This window comes from Kribbella sp. NPDC003505, from assembly GCF_040610875.1.
In the GTDB taxonomy this organism is placed as follows: domain Bacteria; phylum Actinomycetota; class Actinomycetes; order Propionibacteriales; family Kribbellaceae; genus Kribbella.
The window spans coordinates 209,490-226,036 of record NZ_JBEXNA010000013.1 but is presented as its reverse complement, the minus strand read 5'-3'; the positions used below and the strand labels follow the sequence as shown (position 1 = coordinate 226,036).

15 protein-coding genes are annotated in these 16,547 nt (G+C 69.7%); 9 read left to right on the top strand and 6 right to left on the bottom strand.

Features of this window, described 5'->3' with window-relative positions; translation table 11 throughout:
- Positions 1–227 precede the first annotated feature (227 nt).
- Positions 228–494, bottom strand: coding sequence for a hypothetical protein (locus tag ABZX12_RS35600; protein WP_355699841.1), 267 nt, complete (start codon positions 492–494; stop codon positions 228–230).
- A 42-nt stretch (positions 495–536) separates the two neighbouring features.
- Between ABZX12_RS35600 and ABZX12_RS35595 the strand changes: the two genes are divergently transcribed.
- The 9 genes from ABZX12_RS35595 (at position 537) to ABZX12_RS35555 (ending at position 10,989) form a co-directional block, all read left to right on the top strand.
- Positions 537–2,657 (top strand): bifunctional polysaccharide deacetylase/glycosyltransferase family 2 protein, encoded by a 2,121-nt coding sequence (locus ABZX12_RS35595; RefSeq protein ID WP_355699840.1) that lies wholly within the window; start codon positions 537–539, stop codon positions 2,655–2,657.
- A 9-nt stretch (positions 2,658–2,666) separates the two neighbouring features.
- A complete protein-coding gene (locus tag ABZX12_RS35590) occupies positions 2,667–3,437 on the top strand; it encodes a serine protease (RefSeq protein WP_355699839.1) in 771 nt (256 codons plus the stop codon).
- A 114-nt stretch (positions 3,438–3,551) separates the two neighbouring features.
- Positions 3,552–5,132: an FAD-dependent oxidoreductase gene (locus tag ABZX12_RS35585; RefSeq protein ID WP_355699838.1), complete on the top strand. Its 1,581-nt coding sequence runs from the start codon at positions 3,552–3,554 to the stop codon at positions 5,130–5,132.
- Complete coding sequence (locus ABZX12_RS35580; RefSeq protein WP_355699837.1) at positions 5,129–5,782, top strand: Rid family hydrolase; 654 nt, start codon at positions 5,129–5,131, stop codon at positions 5,780–5,782. The genes ABZX12_RS35585 and ABZX12_RS35580 overlap by 4 nt, the downstream gene beginning before the upstream one ends.
- A gap of 10 nt (positions 5,783–5,792) precedes the next feature.
- Entirely contained in the window at positions 5,793–6,155 is a 363-nt protein-coding gene (locus tag ABZX12_RS35575) for a cupin domain-containing protein (protein ID WP_355699836.1), read from the top strand.
- 9 nt (positions 6,156–6,164) lie between these two features.
- Positions 6,165–7,469 carry a hypothetical protein gene (locus ABZX12_RS35570; protein WP_355699835.1) on the top strand — a complete coding sequence of 435 codons (1,305 nt, stop codon included), beginning with the start codon at positions 6,165–6,167 and terminating at the stop codon, positions 7,467–7,469.
- Positions 7,470–7,538: 69 nt separating this feature from the next.
- Positions 7,539–9,308: a hypothetical protein gene (locus ABZX12_RS35565; RefSeq protein WP_355699834.1), complete on the top strand. Its 1,770-nt coding sequence runs from the start codon at positions 7,539–7,541 to the stop codon at positions 9,306–9,308.
- On the top strand, positions 9,290–10,435 hold the full coding sequence (locus tag ABZX12_RS35560) for a DegT/DnrJ/EryC1/StrS family aminotransferase (protein ID WP_355699833.1): 1,146 nt from the start codon (positions 9,290–9,292) through the stop codon (positions 10,433–10,435). The genes ABZX12_RS35565 and ABZX12_RS35560 overlap by 19 nt, the downstream gene beginning before the upstream one ends.
- Before the next feature lie 23 nt (positions 10,436–10,458).
- On the top strand, positions 10,459–10,989 hold the full coding sequence (locus ABZX12_RS35555; protein WP_355699832.1) for a CYTH domain-containing protein: 531 nt from the start codon (positions 10,459–10,461) through the stop codon (positions 10,987–10,989).
- Here ABZX12_RS35555 and ABZX12_RS35550 read toward each other — a convergent pair.
- Genes ABZX12_RS35550 through ABZX12_RS35530 form a run of 5 tightly spaced genes read right to left on the bottom strand, consistent with a single transcriptional unit; the run spans position 10,986 to position 16,423 of the window.
- Positions 10,986–11,771, bottom strand: a complete 786-nt coding sequence (locus ABZX12_RS35550; protein ID WP_355699831.1) for an ATP-binding cassette domain-containing protein — start codon at positions 11,769–11,771, stop codon at positions 10,986–10,988. The two genes, ABZX12_RS35555 and ABZX12_RS35550, sit on opposite strands and share 4 nt — an antisense overlap.
- Positions 11,764–12,741, bottom strand: coding sequence for an ABC transporter ATP-binding protein (locus tag ABZX12_RS35545; protein WP_355699830.1), 978 nt, complete (start codon positions 12,739–12,741; stop codon positions 11,764–11,766). Before ABZX12_RS35545 ends, ABZX12_RS35550 begins: the two co-directional genes overlap by 8 nt.
- Entirely contained in the window at positions 12,738–13,676 is a 939-nt protein-coding gene (locus tag ABZX12_RS35540; protein ID WP_355699829.1) for an ABC transporter permease, read from the bottom strand. The genes ABZX12_RS35545 and ABZX12_RS35540 overlap by 4 nt, the downstream gene beginning before the upstream one ends.
- Positions 13,663–14,640: an ABC transporter permease gene (locus ABZX12_RS35535; protein WP_355699828.1), complete on the bottom strand. Its 978-nt coding sequence runs from the start codon at positions 14,638–14,640 to the stop codon at positions 13,663–13,665. The genes ABZX12_RS35540 and ABZX12_RS35535 overlap by 14 nt, the downstream gene beginning before the upstream one ends.
- Position 14,641: 1 nt before the next feature.
- Positions 14,642–16,423, bottom strand: a complete 1,782-nt coding sequence (locus ABZX12_RS35530) for a peptide ABC transporter substrate-binding protein (RefSeq protein ID WP_355699827.1) — start codon at positions 16,421–16,423, stop codon at positions 14,642–14,644.
- Positions 16,424–16,547 lie beyond the last annotated feature (124 nt).

The following is a 16,547-nucleotide window of genomic DNA, read 5'->3' as shown; positions in this document are numbered from 1 at the left end:
ATCCCAAATTCCGCTCGATTCGGCTAAGCTCTCGCGCTTGTGAGACCGCCTTCCCCTCGGCGGCCAGTCTTTCTGGACTCGACCGGGCGTCGCCGTCGCAGTATCCGCAGAGCAGGCTTGTTCCTCGCCATACCTACCGTCGGTTACCTCCTGCTCATGGTCAGTAGTCTGCTGGGCGGACCGCGGATGGATACGCCGCTGATCCCCCTCCCCGAAGCCGCGAAGCCTCAGCACCGGCCGAGCGCGCCGCCGGCCGAGATCGCGCTCGAGACGCCGCGGCCGACGGGCGGGGACAGCCGCACTCCAGGGGCCACGACGACCCCTGCGGCTCCGACCAGCACGCCCACCGCAGGCCCCACCGCCCCGACCAGCGTTCCGTCGGTGACCTCGCCGCCTGCGACCGCCGTACCGACGACGGTGACGACCACCCAGCCGGGCCGGACCAACTCACCGACCGCGGCGCCGACGGCGTCGACGACGACGCACGGCAACAAGCCGACCGCACCGCCCGGTAAGACGAGGGCGCCGGCCGCCCCGTGAGCCGATCGGCCGCGCGGCGGGCCAAGCAGGTGCCGCTCCGGACGCACTGGATCGTCCTGACGATGTTGCTGGTCTGCCTGGCCGGCATGCTGCTGCTCAACGGCTACACGCACCACATGTACGGAACGGAGGCCGACGGCGCGGTCCGGCCGGGCGGTCCCTCCGGAGCGGTGCCGAAACAGATCGTCAACGGCGGACCGGTCATCGACGCGGGCGACGGCACGCCCCGCTCGGTCGCACCGAAAGCACGCACGATCGCGCTCACCTTCGACGACGGGCCGGACCCGGTCTGGACTCCGAAGATCCTCGACGTGCTCCGCAAGCAGCAGGTCCACGCCACCTTCTTCGTGGTCGGTACCGAGGTCGCCGCCCACCCGGACCTGGCCCGCCGGATCGTCGCCGAAGGTCACCAGATCGCGGTGCACACCTTCACCCACGCCAACCTGTCGACCGCGTCCGGGTGGCGGCGTTCCCTCGAACTCCGGCAGAGCCAGCTCATCCTCGCCGGCGCCACCGGTGTCAGTACGACGCTGCTCAGACCGCCGTACTCCTCCGAGCCGGACGCGCTGAGCAATCGCGACTGGGAGGCGCTCCAGCAGGCCCGCCAGGCCGGATACCTGGCCGTGCTGACCAGCCAGGACAGTGAGGACTGGCGGAAGCCCGGCACGCAGCAGGTCATCGCGAACTCGATGCCGCGGAGCACGGCCGGACAGGTGCTGCTGATGCACGACGCCGGCGGCGACCGTACGCAGACCGTCGAGGCCCTGGACAAGCTGTTGCCGCGCCTGAAGGCGCGTGGCTTCCGGTTCGCCACCGTCAGCGACTCGGTCGGCCTGCCGGACCCTACGCGCAAGGCGAGTCTGCTGGATCGCGGACGGGGTCTCGCGGTGATCGGGGCGATGCGGATCAGCGACGGCGTGCTGGCCGTGATCGGCTGGCTGTTGTACGCCGCCGGCGCGCTGAGCGTGCTGCGCGCCATCACCACCGTGGTGGCCGCCCGGCGGCACGCGCGGATGCGGAACTGGACCTACGGCCCGCCGGTAACGGAGCCGGTCAGCGTCATCGTCCCGGCGTACAACGAGAGCGCCGGCATCGAGGCCGCGATCCGCTCGCTGGTGGCGTCGGACCATCCGCTCGAGGTGATCGTCGTCGACGACGGTTCGACCGACGGTACGGCGGATCTCGTCGAGCGGCTGGGGATCCCCGGGGTCCGCGTGATCCGGCAGGCGAACGCCGGTAAGCCGGTCGCACTCAACACCGGACTGCGCGCGGCACGGTTCGAGCTGATCGTGATGGTCGACGGCGACACCGTGTTCGAGCCGGACGCCGTGCGCAAGCTGATCCAGCCCTTCGGGCACCCTGCCGTCGGCGCGGTGTCCGGCAACGCCAAGGTGGGCAACCGCCGCGGGCTGCTCGGCCGCTGGCAGCACATCGAGTACGTGATCGGCTTCAACCTGGACCGGCGGCTGTTCGACCTGGCCGAGTGCATGCCGACCGTGCCGGGTGCCGTCGGCGCGTTCCGCCGTACGGCGCTGGAGCGGATCGGCGGACTGAGCGACGTCACGCTGGCGGAGGACACCGACCTGACGATGGCGCTGTGCCGGGACGGGTGGCGGGTCGTCTTCGAGGAGAGTGCGGTGGCGTGGACCGAGGCGCCGGCGTCACTGGGCGCACTGTGGCGGCAGCGGTACCGCTGGTGCTACGGCACGCTCCAGGCGATGTGGAAGCACCGCGGGGCGATGGTGCAGCGCGGCCGGGCCGGTAAGTTCGGCCGCCGCGGGCTGACGTACCTGATGCTCTTCCAGGTCCTGCTGCCGCTGCTGGCACCGGTTGTGGACGTGTTCGCGATCTACGGCCTGATCTTCCTCGACCCGGTTCGCGTCCTGGCGGTCTGGGCCGGATTCGTGCTGCTGCAGCTGGCGATGGGCTTCTACGCGTTCCGCCTGGACGGAGAGCGAGCTGGGCCACTGTGGACGCTGCCATTGCAGCAGTTCGTCTACCGGCAGCTGATGTACCTGGTCGTCATCCAGTCGGTCTTCACCGCCCTGGCCGGCACCAGACTCCGGTGGCAGCGCATGGAGCGCTACGGCAGTCTGCAGGCTCCAGTCATCCGCTAACCTACAGCGATGATCGTTTCACGGAGAGTGCAGGCCGTGCTGCTGGCCGCTGTCCTGCTGGTCGCCACCGCCGGAGCGAAGCCGGTGATCGTCGGCGGGACGGTGGCGAGCACTGCCGAGGCGCCGTGGGCGATCGCCTTGAACAACACGCAGTCCGCGGCGTCGGGCGGCCGGTACTGCGGAGCCGCGCTGGTGGCGCCGAACAAGATCGTGACCGCGGCCCACTGCATGGACGAGGCGGTGTCGACCTACTACGCGGTCCAGGGCCGGGCGGATCTCGCCGACGACTCGGTCGGGCGGGTGTCGGGGATCAGCAAGGTGTGGATCCACCCGGGCTACAACACGAAGGACAACCGGTACGACGTGGCGGTGCTGACGCTGGCGCGGCCGTTCACCGGCGTACCGGTGCTGCCGCTCGAGACCCGCGCTCGGGCGGATCGCGCGGGCGCCGTACCGACCGTCTACGGATGGGGCGACACCCAGGAGACCGGGCCGGACGAGACGCTGCAGAAGGCCGCCGTGCCGGACCTCGGCGACAAGACCTGCCTCGCGAACAAGAGCTACGTGTCCAACGGGTACGCCGCCGCGACCAACGTCTGCGCGGGCTACCTCGCCGGCGGCATCGACGCCTGCCAGGGCGACTCCGGCGGACCCCTCGTCCTCAACGGCCGCCTGCTCGGACTCGTCTCCTGGGGTCAGGGCTGCGCCCAGCCTGGCAAGCCCGGTGTTTACGCCGAGGTCGCCGGGGTAGCGCGGGCGCTGCTCCAACAGGTTCGTTAATCAGAAACATACCTGTCGGTACGAGCGTCGATCTGTCACGATCCTGACACGCTCCGAAAACACCATGTCCTTACGTTTCTGGTCAGCTACCCCGTTGCCCAGTGAGGAGAAGGCATGGCGCAGACCAGACGTCAGTTCCTGCAGCAGGTCGGTATCACCGGTGGAGCGGGGGTGCTGTACTCCACCATGTCGGCGCTCGGCCTCACGGGCGTCGCCGAGACACCCGCGTACGCCGCCCCGTCGCGGGCCGATCTGAACGGCCGCACCGCCAAGCACGTCGTCATCCTCGGCGCCGGGATCGCCGGGCTGACGTCGGCGTACGAGCTGCTGAAGGCCGGCTACGAAGTCACCCTGCTGGAGGCACGCACCCGCCCGGGCGGCCGGAACTGGACCGTTCGCGGCGGCACCGTCGAGACCGATCTCGCCGGGAACACCCAGCGCGCGACGTTCTCTCCCGGCCAGTACATGAACGCCGGGCCGGCGCGGCTGCCGCAGCACCACGTGACGCTCGACTACTGCCGCGAGCTCGGCGTCGCGATCGAGCCGTTCGTCAACCAGAACGCCGACGCGTACCTCTACCGCGAAGGCACCAGCGCCCTGTCCAACAAAGCGATCCGGCACCGGACCGCCAAGGCGGACGTGTACGGCTACGTCGCCGAACTGCTCGCCACCGCCGCCGACCAGGGAGCGCTCGACGCCAAGCTGACGGCGGCCGACAAGCAAGCGCTGATCGGTTTCCTCAGCAGCTTCGGCTCGATCGGCAACAAGGCGTCCGGCTTCGCCTACACCGGTGCCGACGGGCGGCGCGGATACACGGTCGAGCCGGGCGCCGGAATGGAGGGCGGCACGACGGCCGCGCCGTACGCGCTGAGCGACGTCTTCGCCAGCGGCGTCGGGAACTACTTCTCGTTCGAGTTCGGCTGGGACCAGGCGATGATGATGTTCCAGCCGGTCGGCGGGATGGACCGGATCCCGTACGCGTTCGAGCGCGCCATCGGCAAGGACAAGATCCGGTACGGCGCCGAGGTGACCGGACTGACCAACACCGGCTCCGGCGTCCAGGTCACCTACAAGAGCGGCACGCGGACCCGGATGCTGACCGCCGACTACGCGATCTGCACGTTGCCGCCGCACCTGGCCGCGAAGGTGCCGTCCAACCTGCCGGCGCCGATCGTCGAGGCGCTCAAGTACGCCAGGCCGACGAACGCGGGCAAGATCGGCATCGAGTACGGCCGGCGCTGGTGGGAGGAGGACCACCGGATCTACGGCGGCATCACGAACAGCAGCCTCGACACCGTGAACACCTGGTACCCGTCGTACGGCTTCCACGGCGAGCGCGGCACCGTGATCGGCTACTACAACACCGGCGCCAACGCCAACCTGTACGGCGCGATGACGCCGGCCGGCCGGCTGGAGCGCGCGCTGATGCAAGGCGCCAAGATGCACGGCGACGTGTACGCGAAGGACGTCAAGGCGTCGTTCTCGGTCAACTGGATGGGCACCAGGTACTCCGAGGCGTCCTGGGTCAGCTGGCCGTCGCAGACCGACGGGATCTACGCCCGGCTGCTCGAGGCCACCGGCAACATCTACTTCGCCGGCGACCACCTGTCGCACGCCATCGCCTGGCAGCACGGCGCGATGGTGTCCGCCCGCGCGGCCGTGACCGCCCTGCACAGCCGGGTGGCGAGCCGATGAAGACTCGCCTGATCGCCGGGGCCGTCGCCCTGGTCGTCTCGTTCAGCGCCGGCGCCGGGACCGCGGCCGGCTGGTGGGACAAGCCGAAGCCGCCGAAGCCCGGCACCGTCGTACCGGCCCTGCCCGCGGGTCAGGCCAACCCGATGATCGCGAGCGGTGTCGGCATCGGCGCGAACACCCCGGTCTACAAGACCAGCGGCATCGGCCCGTCGGCGCTGAACACCGGCGCTCCGTCCGGGTCCGAGGCGGCGTACGTCGACACCGCGATCTTCCCCGGCGGGACGCTGCCCGCGGGCGTCACCATCACCGAGGCCCAAGGAATCAACGCACTCCGGCGGATCGGCGAGAACCTCGCCGCGGCCGGGCTGTCGTACGCCGACGTCTACACGATGCGGGTCTTCCTGCAGAACCCGGCCGGCGCCACGGTCGCCGACTTCGCCGGGTGGAACCGCGCGTACCGCCAGTACTTCGCCAACACCGACCTCACCACCGGCGCCTACGTCCCGGTCCCGCTCGGTACGGCGCCGCCGGCGAAGCCGTTCGTGGTGAACAAGGCGCGTCCGTCCCGCTTCGCACTGGAGATCGAGAACCTCCCGGTGTCCGGCTGGCTCGTCGAGGTGGAGGTCGACGCCGCGTACCCCCAGCGCTGACACTGGAGGTATGAGCGAGCCAGTTCGTGTGATCAAGGCTGGTGACCTGGTCGCCGCCGACCCGACGTCCGGCATGCTCCGGATGCGAGCCTTCGAGCTCCCGATCCTGTGGGCCGGCCAGGTCATCACCCAGCCCGGTGCGATCTCCGGATGGCACCACCACGACAAGAACGAGAGCAGTCTCTACATCGTCTCCGGCGTGCTGCGGCTCGAGTTCGAGGGCTCCGAGGAGTACCTCGACGCGGTCGCCGGCGACTTCGTCCACGTGCCCGCGTTCACGATCCACCGGGAGAGCAACCCCACCGGCGAGCCGTCGCTGGCGATCATCGCGCGGGCCGGCGGCGGGATCCCGACGGTCAACGTCGACCGTTAATCTGACGAGGTGGCGACGCATGAGCAGGTGACGGTCGGCGTTGTGGGGGCCGAGCAGATCGTGCACCGGATCATGAATCTGGCCCGCGAGCTGGACAACCCCGCGCTGCGGCTCGAGACCGCCGTCTACTCCGACGAGCACGACGCGCACGAGCAGGCGGCGCGGATCGCCTCGCGGGTCGACGCGTTCCTGTTCGCCGGACCGCTGCCGTACGACGTGGCGGTCGCGGGCGGCCTGCCGGTCCCGGCGACGTACGTGCCGAGCGGCGGGCCGGCGCTCTTTTCGACCCTGCTCCGCGGCGTCCTCGAGAAGGTCTTCGACCCGGCCCGGATCAGCGTCGACACCATGTCCCGCCGGGACCTCTCGCACGTGTACGAGGAGATCGGCCTGAGCGCGTCCGGCGTACGGCTGAAGGAGTACACCGGGCCGGAGTCGGCCGGGACGTTCCTCGACTTCCACCGCTCGCTGTACGAGCGCGGCCGGACCACCGGGGCGGTCACCACGGTGCCGACCGTCGACGTCGCCTTGCAGAAGGCCGGAGTCCCGGTGCTGCGGATGACGCCGTCGTCGATGACGATCCGGCAGGCGCTCACCACGGCCGTCCTGATGGGCGGCGGCGCGAAGCTCGAGGAGTCCCGGATCGTCACGATGATCGTCCGGGTGCCCGCCGCGTCGCTGCCGGCGCACGCCAGTGCCAGCGCGTACTGGTACCAGGAGCTTCGCCTGTCGCTGCATCGCGAGCTGCTGCGCGACGCCCGCCCGATGGACGCGGCCGTGGTGCCGCGCGACGAGCACAGTTTCCTCATCGTCACGACGATGGGTTCGCTGCGGCTGGCCACGGACAACCTGTCGATGGCCCCGTTCCTGGACCGGATCTCCGAGGAGCTCGGGATCCGGCTCGAGGTCGGCATCGGGCTCGGTACGTCGACCCGCGAGGCGGAGGTGAACGCGCAGTCCGCCGTCGACAAGGCGGCCGGCGGCGACACCGCGTTCGTGGTCGGACCGCACGGCTTCGTGCTCCAGATCCCCGGCGAGCGGACCCGGACCGCCGAACGCTCCGTCCCCGCGGACTCCCGGGCGCTGCAGATCCTGGCCACGCTCGCCGAGCAGCTGGAGAACGCGAACGACACCGAGCGGGTGGTCGACGCCGAGAAGGTCGCGGAGCTGCTCGGTGTGACGCTGCGGACCGCGCGCCGGACCTTGAGCACGCTGGTCGACGAAGGACTGGCCTGGCCGATGCCGCCGCCCCGCTCGAGCAAGCTCGGCCGGCCGCCGCGCCCGTACCAGCTGCTGGTCGAGAAGATCCCCCGCTAGTTATTACGGACGTCCATAAGAGATATTCAGGCCTTGCCGAAGCTATCCGGCTGCGGCAGGGTGGTTCGCGTGCCTTTTCATGCAGTCGCGGTGGTGGACGACCAGGCGGCGACCGAGCAGGCCCACCAGGCGGGTCAGGACGCCTGGTGGGTCTACCTGGCCGAGGTCCTCGGGCATCTTCGGGTGCCTTACAGCTGTCTGGCAGCAGGTGCCGCGCCGCCCGGCGACCTCTCCGTGCTGATCCACGCGACCACGCCTGATGCCGGTCCGACCGACGAGCTCGAGCGGTGGGTGCACGACGGCGGCGCGCTGATCCTCGTCGGCGACCCCGGACCGCTCGCAGTGCTCGCGGGTGTCTCGGCCGACGGGTCGGTGCCGGAGGATCACGTCGTACTCACGGACCACCCCGTCTGGTCCTCCCGGCCGCCGGTCGCACTGCATGCTGTCGGCGGAAGTCGGCTCCGCGGCGACGGCGTCGAGGTGCTCGCCCGCTGGCAGTCCGACGACGCGGCGGCGATCGCACTCCGTCGGCTCGGCGCGGGCTTCGTCCTGACGTACGGCGTCGATCTGTGGCAGACGATCGTCCGCATCCAGCAGGGGTACGCCGTCACCGCCGACGGTCAGCCGGCCGCGGACGGTACGGCGCCGATCGACGACGGCATCCTCAAGTGCGAGGACGGGATGGTGCTCAGCTTCGCCGCGGATCGGGCGATGCCGCCGGGTCAGCCGCCGCTGGATCCGGCGTACCAGCACGTCTATCCGCCACCGAGCGCCGTACCGATGTTCGACCAGCCGCAGGCCGACTGGTGGTGCTCCCTGTTCGCGCAGAGCCTGTGGTGGAGCGCGTCGCAGACCGGCGCCGCGGTGCCCTGGCTCTGGTACTGGCCGTCGGGTGTCGACGCGGTCGCGCACATGTCGCACGACTCCGACCAGAACGTCGAGGAGCACGGCCAGGCGGCGCTCGACACGTTCGCCGAGGCCGGTGTCGAGGTCACCTGGTGCCATGTCTTTCCGGGCGGGTACTCACCAGAGCTGTACGCCGCGATCACCGCAGCCGGGCACGAGAACGCCCTGCACTACAACGCGATGGGCGACGCTGACCTCGCGGTGTGGGGCTGGCCGTTCGCGCGGGCGCAGTACGCCTGGGCGCAGGCCGTCACGGGCTCGGAGCAGATCGTCTCGAACAAGAACCACTACACCCGTTGGGAAGGGTGGACGGACTTCTACACGTGGTGCGAGCGGCTCGGCATTCAGATCGACGAGTCGCGCGGGCCGAGCAAGCAGGGCGATGTCGGGTTCACGTTCGGCGCGTCCCATGTCTCGTTCCCGCTCGCGCCGGTCGCCGAGGGCAATCGACTGTACGACGTCCTCAACCTGCCGCTGCACACGCAGGATCTCGCCTGGGCCGGGCATGTCGCCGTCCGGGACGTGATCCTGGACGGCGCCCAGGCGGTCCACGGTGTCGCGCACTTCCTGTTCCACGGGCCGCACCTGCATTTGCGTCCGCCGACCCGGGCCGCGTGTATCGAGCTCGCAGCGGAGGCGCGGCGGCGCGGGATGCCGTGGTGGACGGCGACCCGGATCAACAGCTGGGAGCGGAGCCGGCGCGGCGTCGAGCTGTCGGTCTCGCCGCACCCGGACGGCCTGGCAGTGCAAGCGCAGTCCTGGGAAGCGGTGCCGGGCGCCGCGGTGCTCCTCGCCGTACCGAATCCCGGGACCGGGCCGGTCGTCAAGGAGGGCAGCGGAACCGCGCGGACGGTGATCCGGTTCGGGCGGCCGTTCGTCGAGCTGACCGCCGATATCGTTGCCGGAGACAACAGATGGGTGATCACACCATGACGTCGTGGCCGCAGTACGGCACGGACGAGGCCGACGCCCTGCTCGAGGTGCTGAACTCGGGGAAGTGGGGCAGCACGAGCGGCGACGTCGTCGCGACGTTCGAGCGGGAGTTCGCCGCGTACCAGCAGGCCGGGCACGCGGTGTGTCTGGCGAACGGGACGCTCGCGATCGCGGTCGCGCTGAAGGCCGCCGGCGTCGGCATCGGCGACGAGGTGATCGTGCCGCCGTACACGTTCATCGCGACCGCCTCGGCGGCGCTGTTCGTCGGTGCGGTGCCGGTCTTCGCCGACGTCGACCCGGACACCCATCTGCTCGACCCGGTCGCCGCCGAGACGGCGATCACCGAGCGGACCAAGGCGGTCGTCGTCGTCCATCTCGCCGGCCGTCCCGCGGACATGGACGCCTTCACCGCGCTCGGCGCGAAGCACGGGCTGACCATCGTCGAGGACGCCGCACAGGCGCACGGCGCGGCGTACAAGGGGCGTCCGGTCGGCGCGATCGGCGACCTCGGCACGTTCAGCTTCCAGAGCAGCAAGAACATCACGGCCGGCGAGGGCGGCGTAGTCGTCACGGACTCTGCGGAGCTGGCCGGTGCGGTGTATTCGCTGGTGAACGTCGGGCGGGTTCCGGGCGGCGGGTGGTACCAGCACGAGACCGTCGGCTACAACCTGCGACTGACCGAGTTCCAGGCGGCGATCCTTCGGGTCCAGCTCCGTCGCCATCCGCAACTGCAGGAGGTCCGCGAACGCAACGCACGTCTGCTCACGGACCTGCTGGAGAAGGCTCCCGGTATCCAGCTCGCCCCCGACGATCCGGCGATCACCGCCCACGGCCGGCACCTCTTCATGCTCCGGGTCCCCGGCCGGCGCGACGCCGTACTCGATGCCCTCAGCGCCGCAGGCTTCGACCGGGCCTCCTCCGGGTACGTCCCGCTGCACCGCAACGCCGCCGTGCTCCGCGAGTCCCGGGCCATCACCACCCGCCTCGGCCAGCCGTACCCAGAACACGCCTGCCCGAACGCCGACCTGCTCTCCACCGACACCATCTGGCTCCCCCAGCCCTACCTCCTGGGCACCGAAGACGAAACCCGGGCCATCGCGGATACCATCGCCGACGCTGTGAGTTGATCCTTCTCGTCCCGAGGGAGCCGATGGTCATCGAGTTCGAAGCCAAAGTCCTGGACGTCGACCCGCACGAGATCGCCGGCAGAATCCTTGCCCTCGGCGGGCGTCACGTGGCTGACCGGCTGATGAAGCGCTATGTGTACGACGTCGTGCCGGGTGACGAGGCGCGCTGGATCCGGCTGCGGGACACGGGCGCCGAGGTGACGTTGACCGTCAAGCAGATCGCCCACGACGGCATCGACGGCACCACCGAGACCGAGGTGACGGTCGGCGATTTCGAGACCACCGACGAGCTGCTGCAACAGCTCGGCTTCCACCCGAAGTCGTACCAGGAGAACCACCGCACCAGCTTCGAACTGCAGGGCGCGGAGCTGGAGATCGACGCCTGGCCGCTGATCCCGCCGTACCTCGAGATCGAAGGACGCTCGCGCGAACACGTCGTCGAGGTCGCCGACGCGCTGGGCCTCCCCGAGGAGAAGCTCACGGGGGAGAACACCATCAAGGTGTACGCCCGCTACGGCATCGACCTGACCACGATCCCCGACCTCCGCTTCTAACCCGCGTGGTCCTGACGGATGGGCAGGACTGCGGAGAGGAGTTGTCGCGTGTACGGGTCCTGGGGCGCACGGAACAAGGAGTCCGTGGTGCTTTCCTCGACCAGTCGGCCTTTGTTCATGACGGCTACTCGGTCGGCCAGCCGTTCTACGACCGCGAGGTTGTGGGAGATGAAGAGGAAGGACAATCCCAGGCGGTCGCGCAGGTCGGTGAAGAGTTCGAGGATCTGCGCCTGGATGGAGACGTCCAGGGACGAGGTCGGCTCGTCGCACACCAGCAGGTCTGGTTCCAGGGCCAGCGCCCGCGCGATCGCGATGCGTTGTTGCTGGCCGCCGGAGAACTGGCGTGGGTACAGCTCGGCATGACCGGTGTTGATACCGACCAGGTCCAGCAACTCGAGCGCTTTGGCACGGCGGGACTCCTTGGAACCCCGGTCGTGCAGGCGCAGCGGCTCCATCACGTTGCCGATGGCACTGAAATGCGGCAGCAGCGAGCCGTACGGGTTCTGGAAGACCATCTGCATCCGCGGCCGCAGCAACCGCAGTTCGCGCGACGGCAGGGTGGCGAGGTCACGGCCGTCGAACGTCACCTGCCCGGACGTCGGCGTCTGCAGTCCCATCATCAGCCGCGCCATCGTGGACTTGCCGCTGCCGCTCTCGCCGACCAGTCCCAGCGTCTCGCCGCGATGCACGGTCAGCGAGACGTCGTCGACGGCGCGGACCTCGCCGGCACGCGTCCGGAAGATCTTCGTCACCGATGCGGCGCGGACCAGTTCGTCAGGCATCGACGGCCACCTTCCAGCACGCGGCGTCCCGGCCGGGACCGATGGTCAGGATCTCTTGCTCGGTGGTGCAACGCGGCAGCTCGGCCTGTGCACACCGCGGATGAAAGGGGCAACCGAGAGGACGCCGGGACAGGTCGGGCGGACTTCCCGGGATCGGCCGCAGCGGCAGGTCGCGGCCGCCGACCTCGACGCCGGATCCGAGCAGCCCGACGCTGTACGGATGCCGTGGATCGTCGAGCAGCCGCCCCATCGGCGCCCGCTCGACCACGCGCCCGGCGTACATCACCACCGCGTCGTCGCAGAAGTAGCGCGCGACGCCGAGGTCGTGGGTGATCATGATGACGCCGGTGCCGCGGTTCTTCAGCTCGGCGAGCAGGTCGAGGATCTGCCGCTGGACGGTGACGTCGACCGCGGTGGTCGGCTCGTCGGCGATCAGCAGCGCCGGCTCGGTCACCATCGCCATCGCGATCATCGCCCGCTGGCGCATCCCGCCGGACAACTGGAACGGGTACGTGCGGATCCGCTTCTCCGGGTCCGGGATACCGACGTCGCCGAGCGCCCGGACGGCGCGCTTGCGGGCCTCGGCCTTTGTGCACAGGCCGTGCCACAGCAGGTGCTCGGTCAGTTGCCGCTCCAGCGTGAGCGTCGGGTTCATCGCCTCCATCGCGCTCTGGAACACCATCGCGATGTCCCGCCCGCGGACCTTGCGCAGTTCCTTGTCGCCGATCGCCAGCAGGTCCCGCCCGCCGAACAGCGCCTGGCCGCCGGTGATCCGCGCGGTCCGCGGCAGGATGCCCATGACGCTGCGCATGGTGACGCTCTTGCCGCTTCCGCTCTCGCCGACGATCGCCAGCGCCTGCCCGCGGCGTACGTCGAACGACACCCCGTCGACCGCGGTCAGCGGCTCGGCGCCGTCGCGCCGGAACGTGGTCCGCAACCCGCGGACGGACAGCAACGCCTCGTCGCTCATCGCTGTTCTCCACTCGGGTCGAAGGCGTCCCGCAGGCCGTCGCCGATCCAGGTGAACGCCAGCAGCGTCAGCGCGAACAGCACCGCCGGGGCGACCAGCATGTGCGGCGCGGCCAGCAGGTACCGGCTGCCCTCGCTGATCATCGCGCCCCACGACGGCGTCGGCGGCTGGACGCCGAGTCCCAGCAGTGCCAGCCCTGCCTCGGCGGCGATCGCGGCCGGGATCGCGAAGCTCGTGGTGACCAGGATCGGCCCGATCGCGTTCGGCAGGATGTACCGGATCGCGATCGTGGTGCCCTTCGCGCCCATCGACCGGGCCGCCTCGACGTACTCGCGTTCCTTCAGCGTCATCACCTGCGCGCGGACCAGCCGCGCCTGCGTGACCCAGGACGCGATCCCGATCGCGACCACCAGCGCGAAGATGCTGCGGCCGAGGACCGTCACCATCACGACCGCGAACAGGTAGCTCGGAAACGCGTACATCACGTCGGTGAAGGCCATCAGCAACTGTTCGACCCGCCCGCCGAGGTAGCCCGCGAGCAGTCCGATCGCCAGCGCCAGCGCGAGCGCCGTCAGCTCGGCGCCGAACGCCACGGTGAGCGCGGTCTGCAGACCGTAGATCAGCCGGCTGAGAATGTCCCGCCCGAGCAGGTCCGTGCCGAGCAGGTGCCCTGCGGAGCCGGGACCGGCCAGCTTGTGCTGGATGTCGGTCTCCTCATAGCCGTACGGCGCGATCAGCGGCGCGGCGAGGGCGATGACGATCAGCAACGCACAGAAGACCAGGCTCCCGAACGCCAGCCGGTGCTTGCGGAACCGGGACCATGCCCGCGCCCAGGGTCCGCGCGCCGTCGTACCGCGCTCGATCGGCTCCGGCTCGCCGACGGTACCGACGACGGCCGCTTCGCCGGCGGCCTCGACGCCCTCAGTGGCCGTCATCGGCCCCACCTCCCACGGTGCGGATTCGGGGATCGAGGAGTCCGTAGATCAGGTCCACGACCAGGTTGGTCAGCATCAGGATCAGCGCGAAGAACAACGCCGTACCCATCAGCAGCGGCATGTCCCGGCTGGCGGCGGCGTTGGCGAAGTACAACCCGAGGCCAGGGATCCGGAGCAGCGCCTCGACGAACACGGTGCCGGTCATCAGCGCCGCCAGCAGCGGCCCGGCGACGGTGACCAGCGGGATCAGCGAGTTGCGCAGCGCGTGCCGGACGATGACCGTACGCCGAGGACCGCCTTTGGCGAGCGCGGCGGTGACGTACTCCTCGCGCAGTGTCTCCAGCATGCTCGACCGCACGTAGCGCGCCAGCACGGCGGCCGGCCCCAGGCTCAGGGCGAGCACCGGAAGGATCAGGTCCTCCGGGCCGTTCCACCCACCCGACGGCAACAGCTTCAGCGTCGCGGAGAACAGCAGGATCATGAACGCCGCGGTCAGATAGCTGGGCAACGCGTGCCCGAGTGTGACCGCGAACATCGTCGCGTGGTCGCTCTTGCTGTTCTGCCGCAACGCCGCGAACACCCCGACCGGTACGGCGATCAGCAACGCGAGCAGCACCGCCAGCACCGCCAGCGTGGCCGACACCGGGAACGCCTCCGCGATGATGTCCTGCACGTTCCGGCTGGCGTACTTGTACGACGGCCCGAAGTCCCAGACGACGGCGCCCTTCATGAAGATCAGGTACTGCTTCCAGACCGGTACGTCGGCGCCGTACCGGGACTCGAGCTCGCCGACCATCGACTCGGTGCCGACACCGCCGAAGTTGGTGGCCCCGCTGTTCACCCGCTGCAGGTCGGCGAAGTTGCCGGGCGCCAACTGCAGCAGGGTGAACGTCAGGATCGAGACCGCGACCATGGACAGGACCAGCCGGACCGCCCGCTTGCCGATGTAGACGGCGAGCCCCACGTCAGCTCTCCACGCTCAGCGGCTTGAGGTAGAAGTAGTCCGGATAGGCCCGCAGCTGCAGGCCCTGGACCTTCGGCTTGACGGCATGGAACAGGCTCAGCCAGAGCACCGGCAGGTACAGGTACTGCTCTTCGCGCAGCTTCGCGGCCTGCTTGTACAGCCCGAGTCGCTTCGCGTCGTCCGGCTCCTTGGCGGCCTGGTCGACCAGTGCGGCGATGTCCTGCGCGGGCGTCGAGGCGTGCGCGGCGAGGATCGCGTTGAGCTGCTGGGTCTTCTCGGCCGGCTTCAGATTCTTGTTGTCCTGCACGGCCTGGTACGCCTGCCACTGGTCGCTCGGCAGGCTGATCTCCTGCACGTTCTTCGGCGACCAGAGCGAGCCGACCATCGTCGCCCAGGTCGGCAGGCCGGCGAAGGTGCCGTAGTAGAAGCCGATGTAGTTGCCCTTCTGCACCTGCCAGCGACGCTCGGTGTACACGCCGGCCTCGACGTGGTCGACGCTCGCCTTGATGCCGAGCTGCTTGGTCCAGCTGTCCACCATCGCGTCGGCCAGCGTGGTGTCCGGTACGCCGACGAGGATCCGCACCGGCGGCAGGCCCTGGCCGTTCGGGTAGCCGGCCTCGGCGAGCAGCCGCTTCGCCTCGGCGACGTCTTCCTTGATCGCGATGCTGTCGTCCCAGCCGGCGGTCCGGCTGGTGACCAGCGAGACGCCCGGCTGCTGGCCCGGCTGCACACCGGCCAGCGTCTTGCGGTCGAGCGCCAGCGAGAGTGCCTTGCGGACCCGGACGTCCTCCATCGCCTTGTGCTGGCTGCGGAGCTTCGCCAGGTAGAGGATGCTGTAGTTCTCGGTCTGCTTGAGCTCCTTCGCCAACGCCTCGCTCTTCTGGAACCGCAGCACGTCCGGTCCGGCGAGCTGGACCAGGTCGGTCTCGCCGTTCTCGTACGGCACGGTGGCGGTCGCGGCGGCGCTCGGCTCGACCAGGTTGACCTGGATCCGGCCCAGCTTGACGTTGTCGCGGTCCCAGTACTTCGCGTTCGGCGTCAGGATCAGCCGCGAGTTCGCCACCCACTCGGTCACGGTGTAGGGCCCGTTGGACACGTAGTTCGGCGGGTTCTGCCAGTCCTTCGGCTTGCTCTCGACCAGGTCCATCGGCAGCGGCAGCATCGCCGGGTGGGTCAGCGCGAGCAGGAAGTCCGGGTTCGGATTCGCGAGGGTCAGCACGAGTTCGTGCTCCCCGGTCGCCTTCACGCCCACCTGCGCCCAGTCGGTCAGCACACCGGCCAGGAAGTCCTGGGCGCCCTTGATGCCGGTGGCGGTCTGATAGCTGTTGGCGCCCAGCGTCGTACCGCCCGCGGAACCGCCGGCCGGAGTGAACAGCCGCTTGTACGTCCGCTCGAAGTCCTGCGCGACGACCGGCTTGCCGTCCGACCACTGCGCGTTGTCGCGCAACGTGAACGTGTAGGTCAGATGGTCGTCGGAGACCTTCCACTCGGACGCGACGGCCGGTACGACGCCGTCGCCCTTCTCGTTCTGGGCGACCAGACCCTCGGAGATCCCCCGGCTCAGGATCCACATGCCGTTGGTGATCACCTGCGGGTCGAGCACTTCGACGGGTACGTAGTCGATCTTCAAGGTGGACTGGCCGTCGGCCGCTTTGCTGTCATCACCGAACAGGCCGCATCCAGTGAGTGACCAGCTGCCGCCGATCGCGGCCAGGGTCAGTCCGGACAGTCGCAGGAAGTCACGCCGGGTCTGACCGGCCAGGGGAACCGAGCTCGCGCGCAATGGAGTGCCGCCTTTCTGGCGTCCTCAACTCGACTTATGGCGCGACCGTAGGGCCGTCGGAGCGTCGATGTCAACGCTTTACGGCCATTACCGTAATTGATCCGGACCGGTCCTGCCTGCGCGC

Bases quoted from the DNA above. Each gene is read 5' to 3' on its own strand.
- ABZX12_RS35590 (WP_355699839.1), top strand. From the start codon at position 2,667: ATGATCGTTTCACGGAGAGTGCAGGCCGTGCTGCTGGCCGCTGTCCTG.
- ABZX12_RS35585 (WP_355699838.1), top strand. From the start codon at position 3,552: ATGGCGCAGACCAGACGTCAGTTCCTGCAGCAGGTCGGTATCACCGGT.
- ABZX12_RS35580 (WP_355699837.1), top strand. From the start codon at position 5,129: ATGAAGACTCGCCTGATCGCCGGGGCCGTCGCCCTGGTCGTCTCGTTC.
- ABZX12_RS35575 (WP_355699836.1), top strand. From the start codon at position 5,793: ATGAGCGAGCCAGTTCGTGTGATCAAGGCTGGTGACCTGGTCGCCGCC.
- ABZX12_RS35560 (WP_355699833.1), top strand. From the start codon at position 9,290: ATGGGTGATCACACCATGACGTCGTGGCCGCAGTACGGCACGGACGAG.
- ABZX12_RS35555 (WP_355699832.1), top strand. From the start codon at position 10,459: ATGGTCATCGAGTTCGAAGCCAAAGTCCTGGACGTCGACCCGCACGAG.
- ABZX12_RS35550 (WP_355699831.1), bottom strand. From the start codon at position 11,771: ATGCCTGACGAACTGGTCCGCGCCGCATCGGTGACGAAGATCTTCCGG.
- ABZX12_RS35545 (WP_355699830.1), bottom strand. From the start codon at position 12,741: ATGAGCGACGAGGCGTTGCTGTCCGTCCGCGGGTTGCGGACCACGTTC.
- ABZX12_RS35540 (WP_355699829.1), bottom strand. From the start codon at position 13,676: ATGACGGCCACTGAGGGCGTCGAGGCCGCCGGCGAAGCGGCCGTCGTC.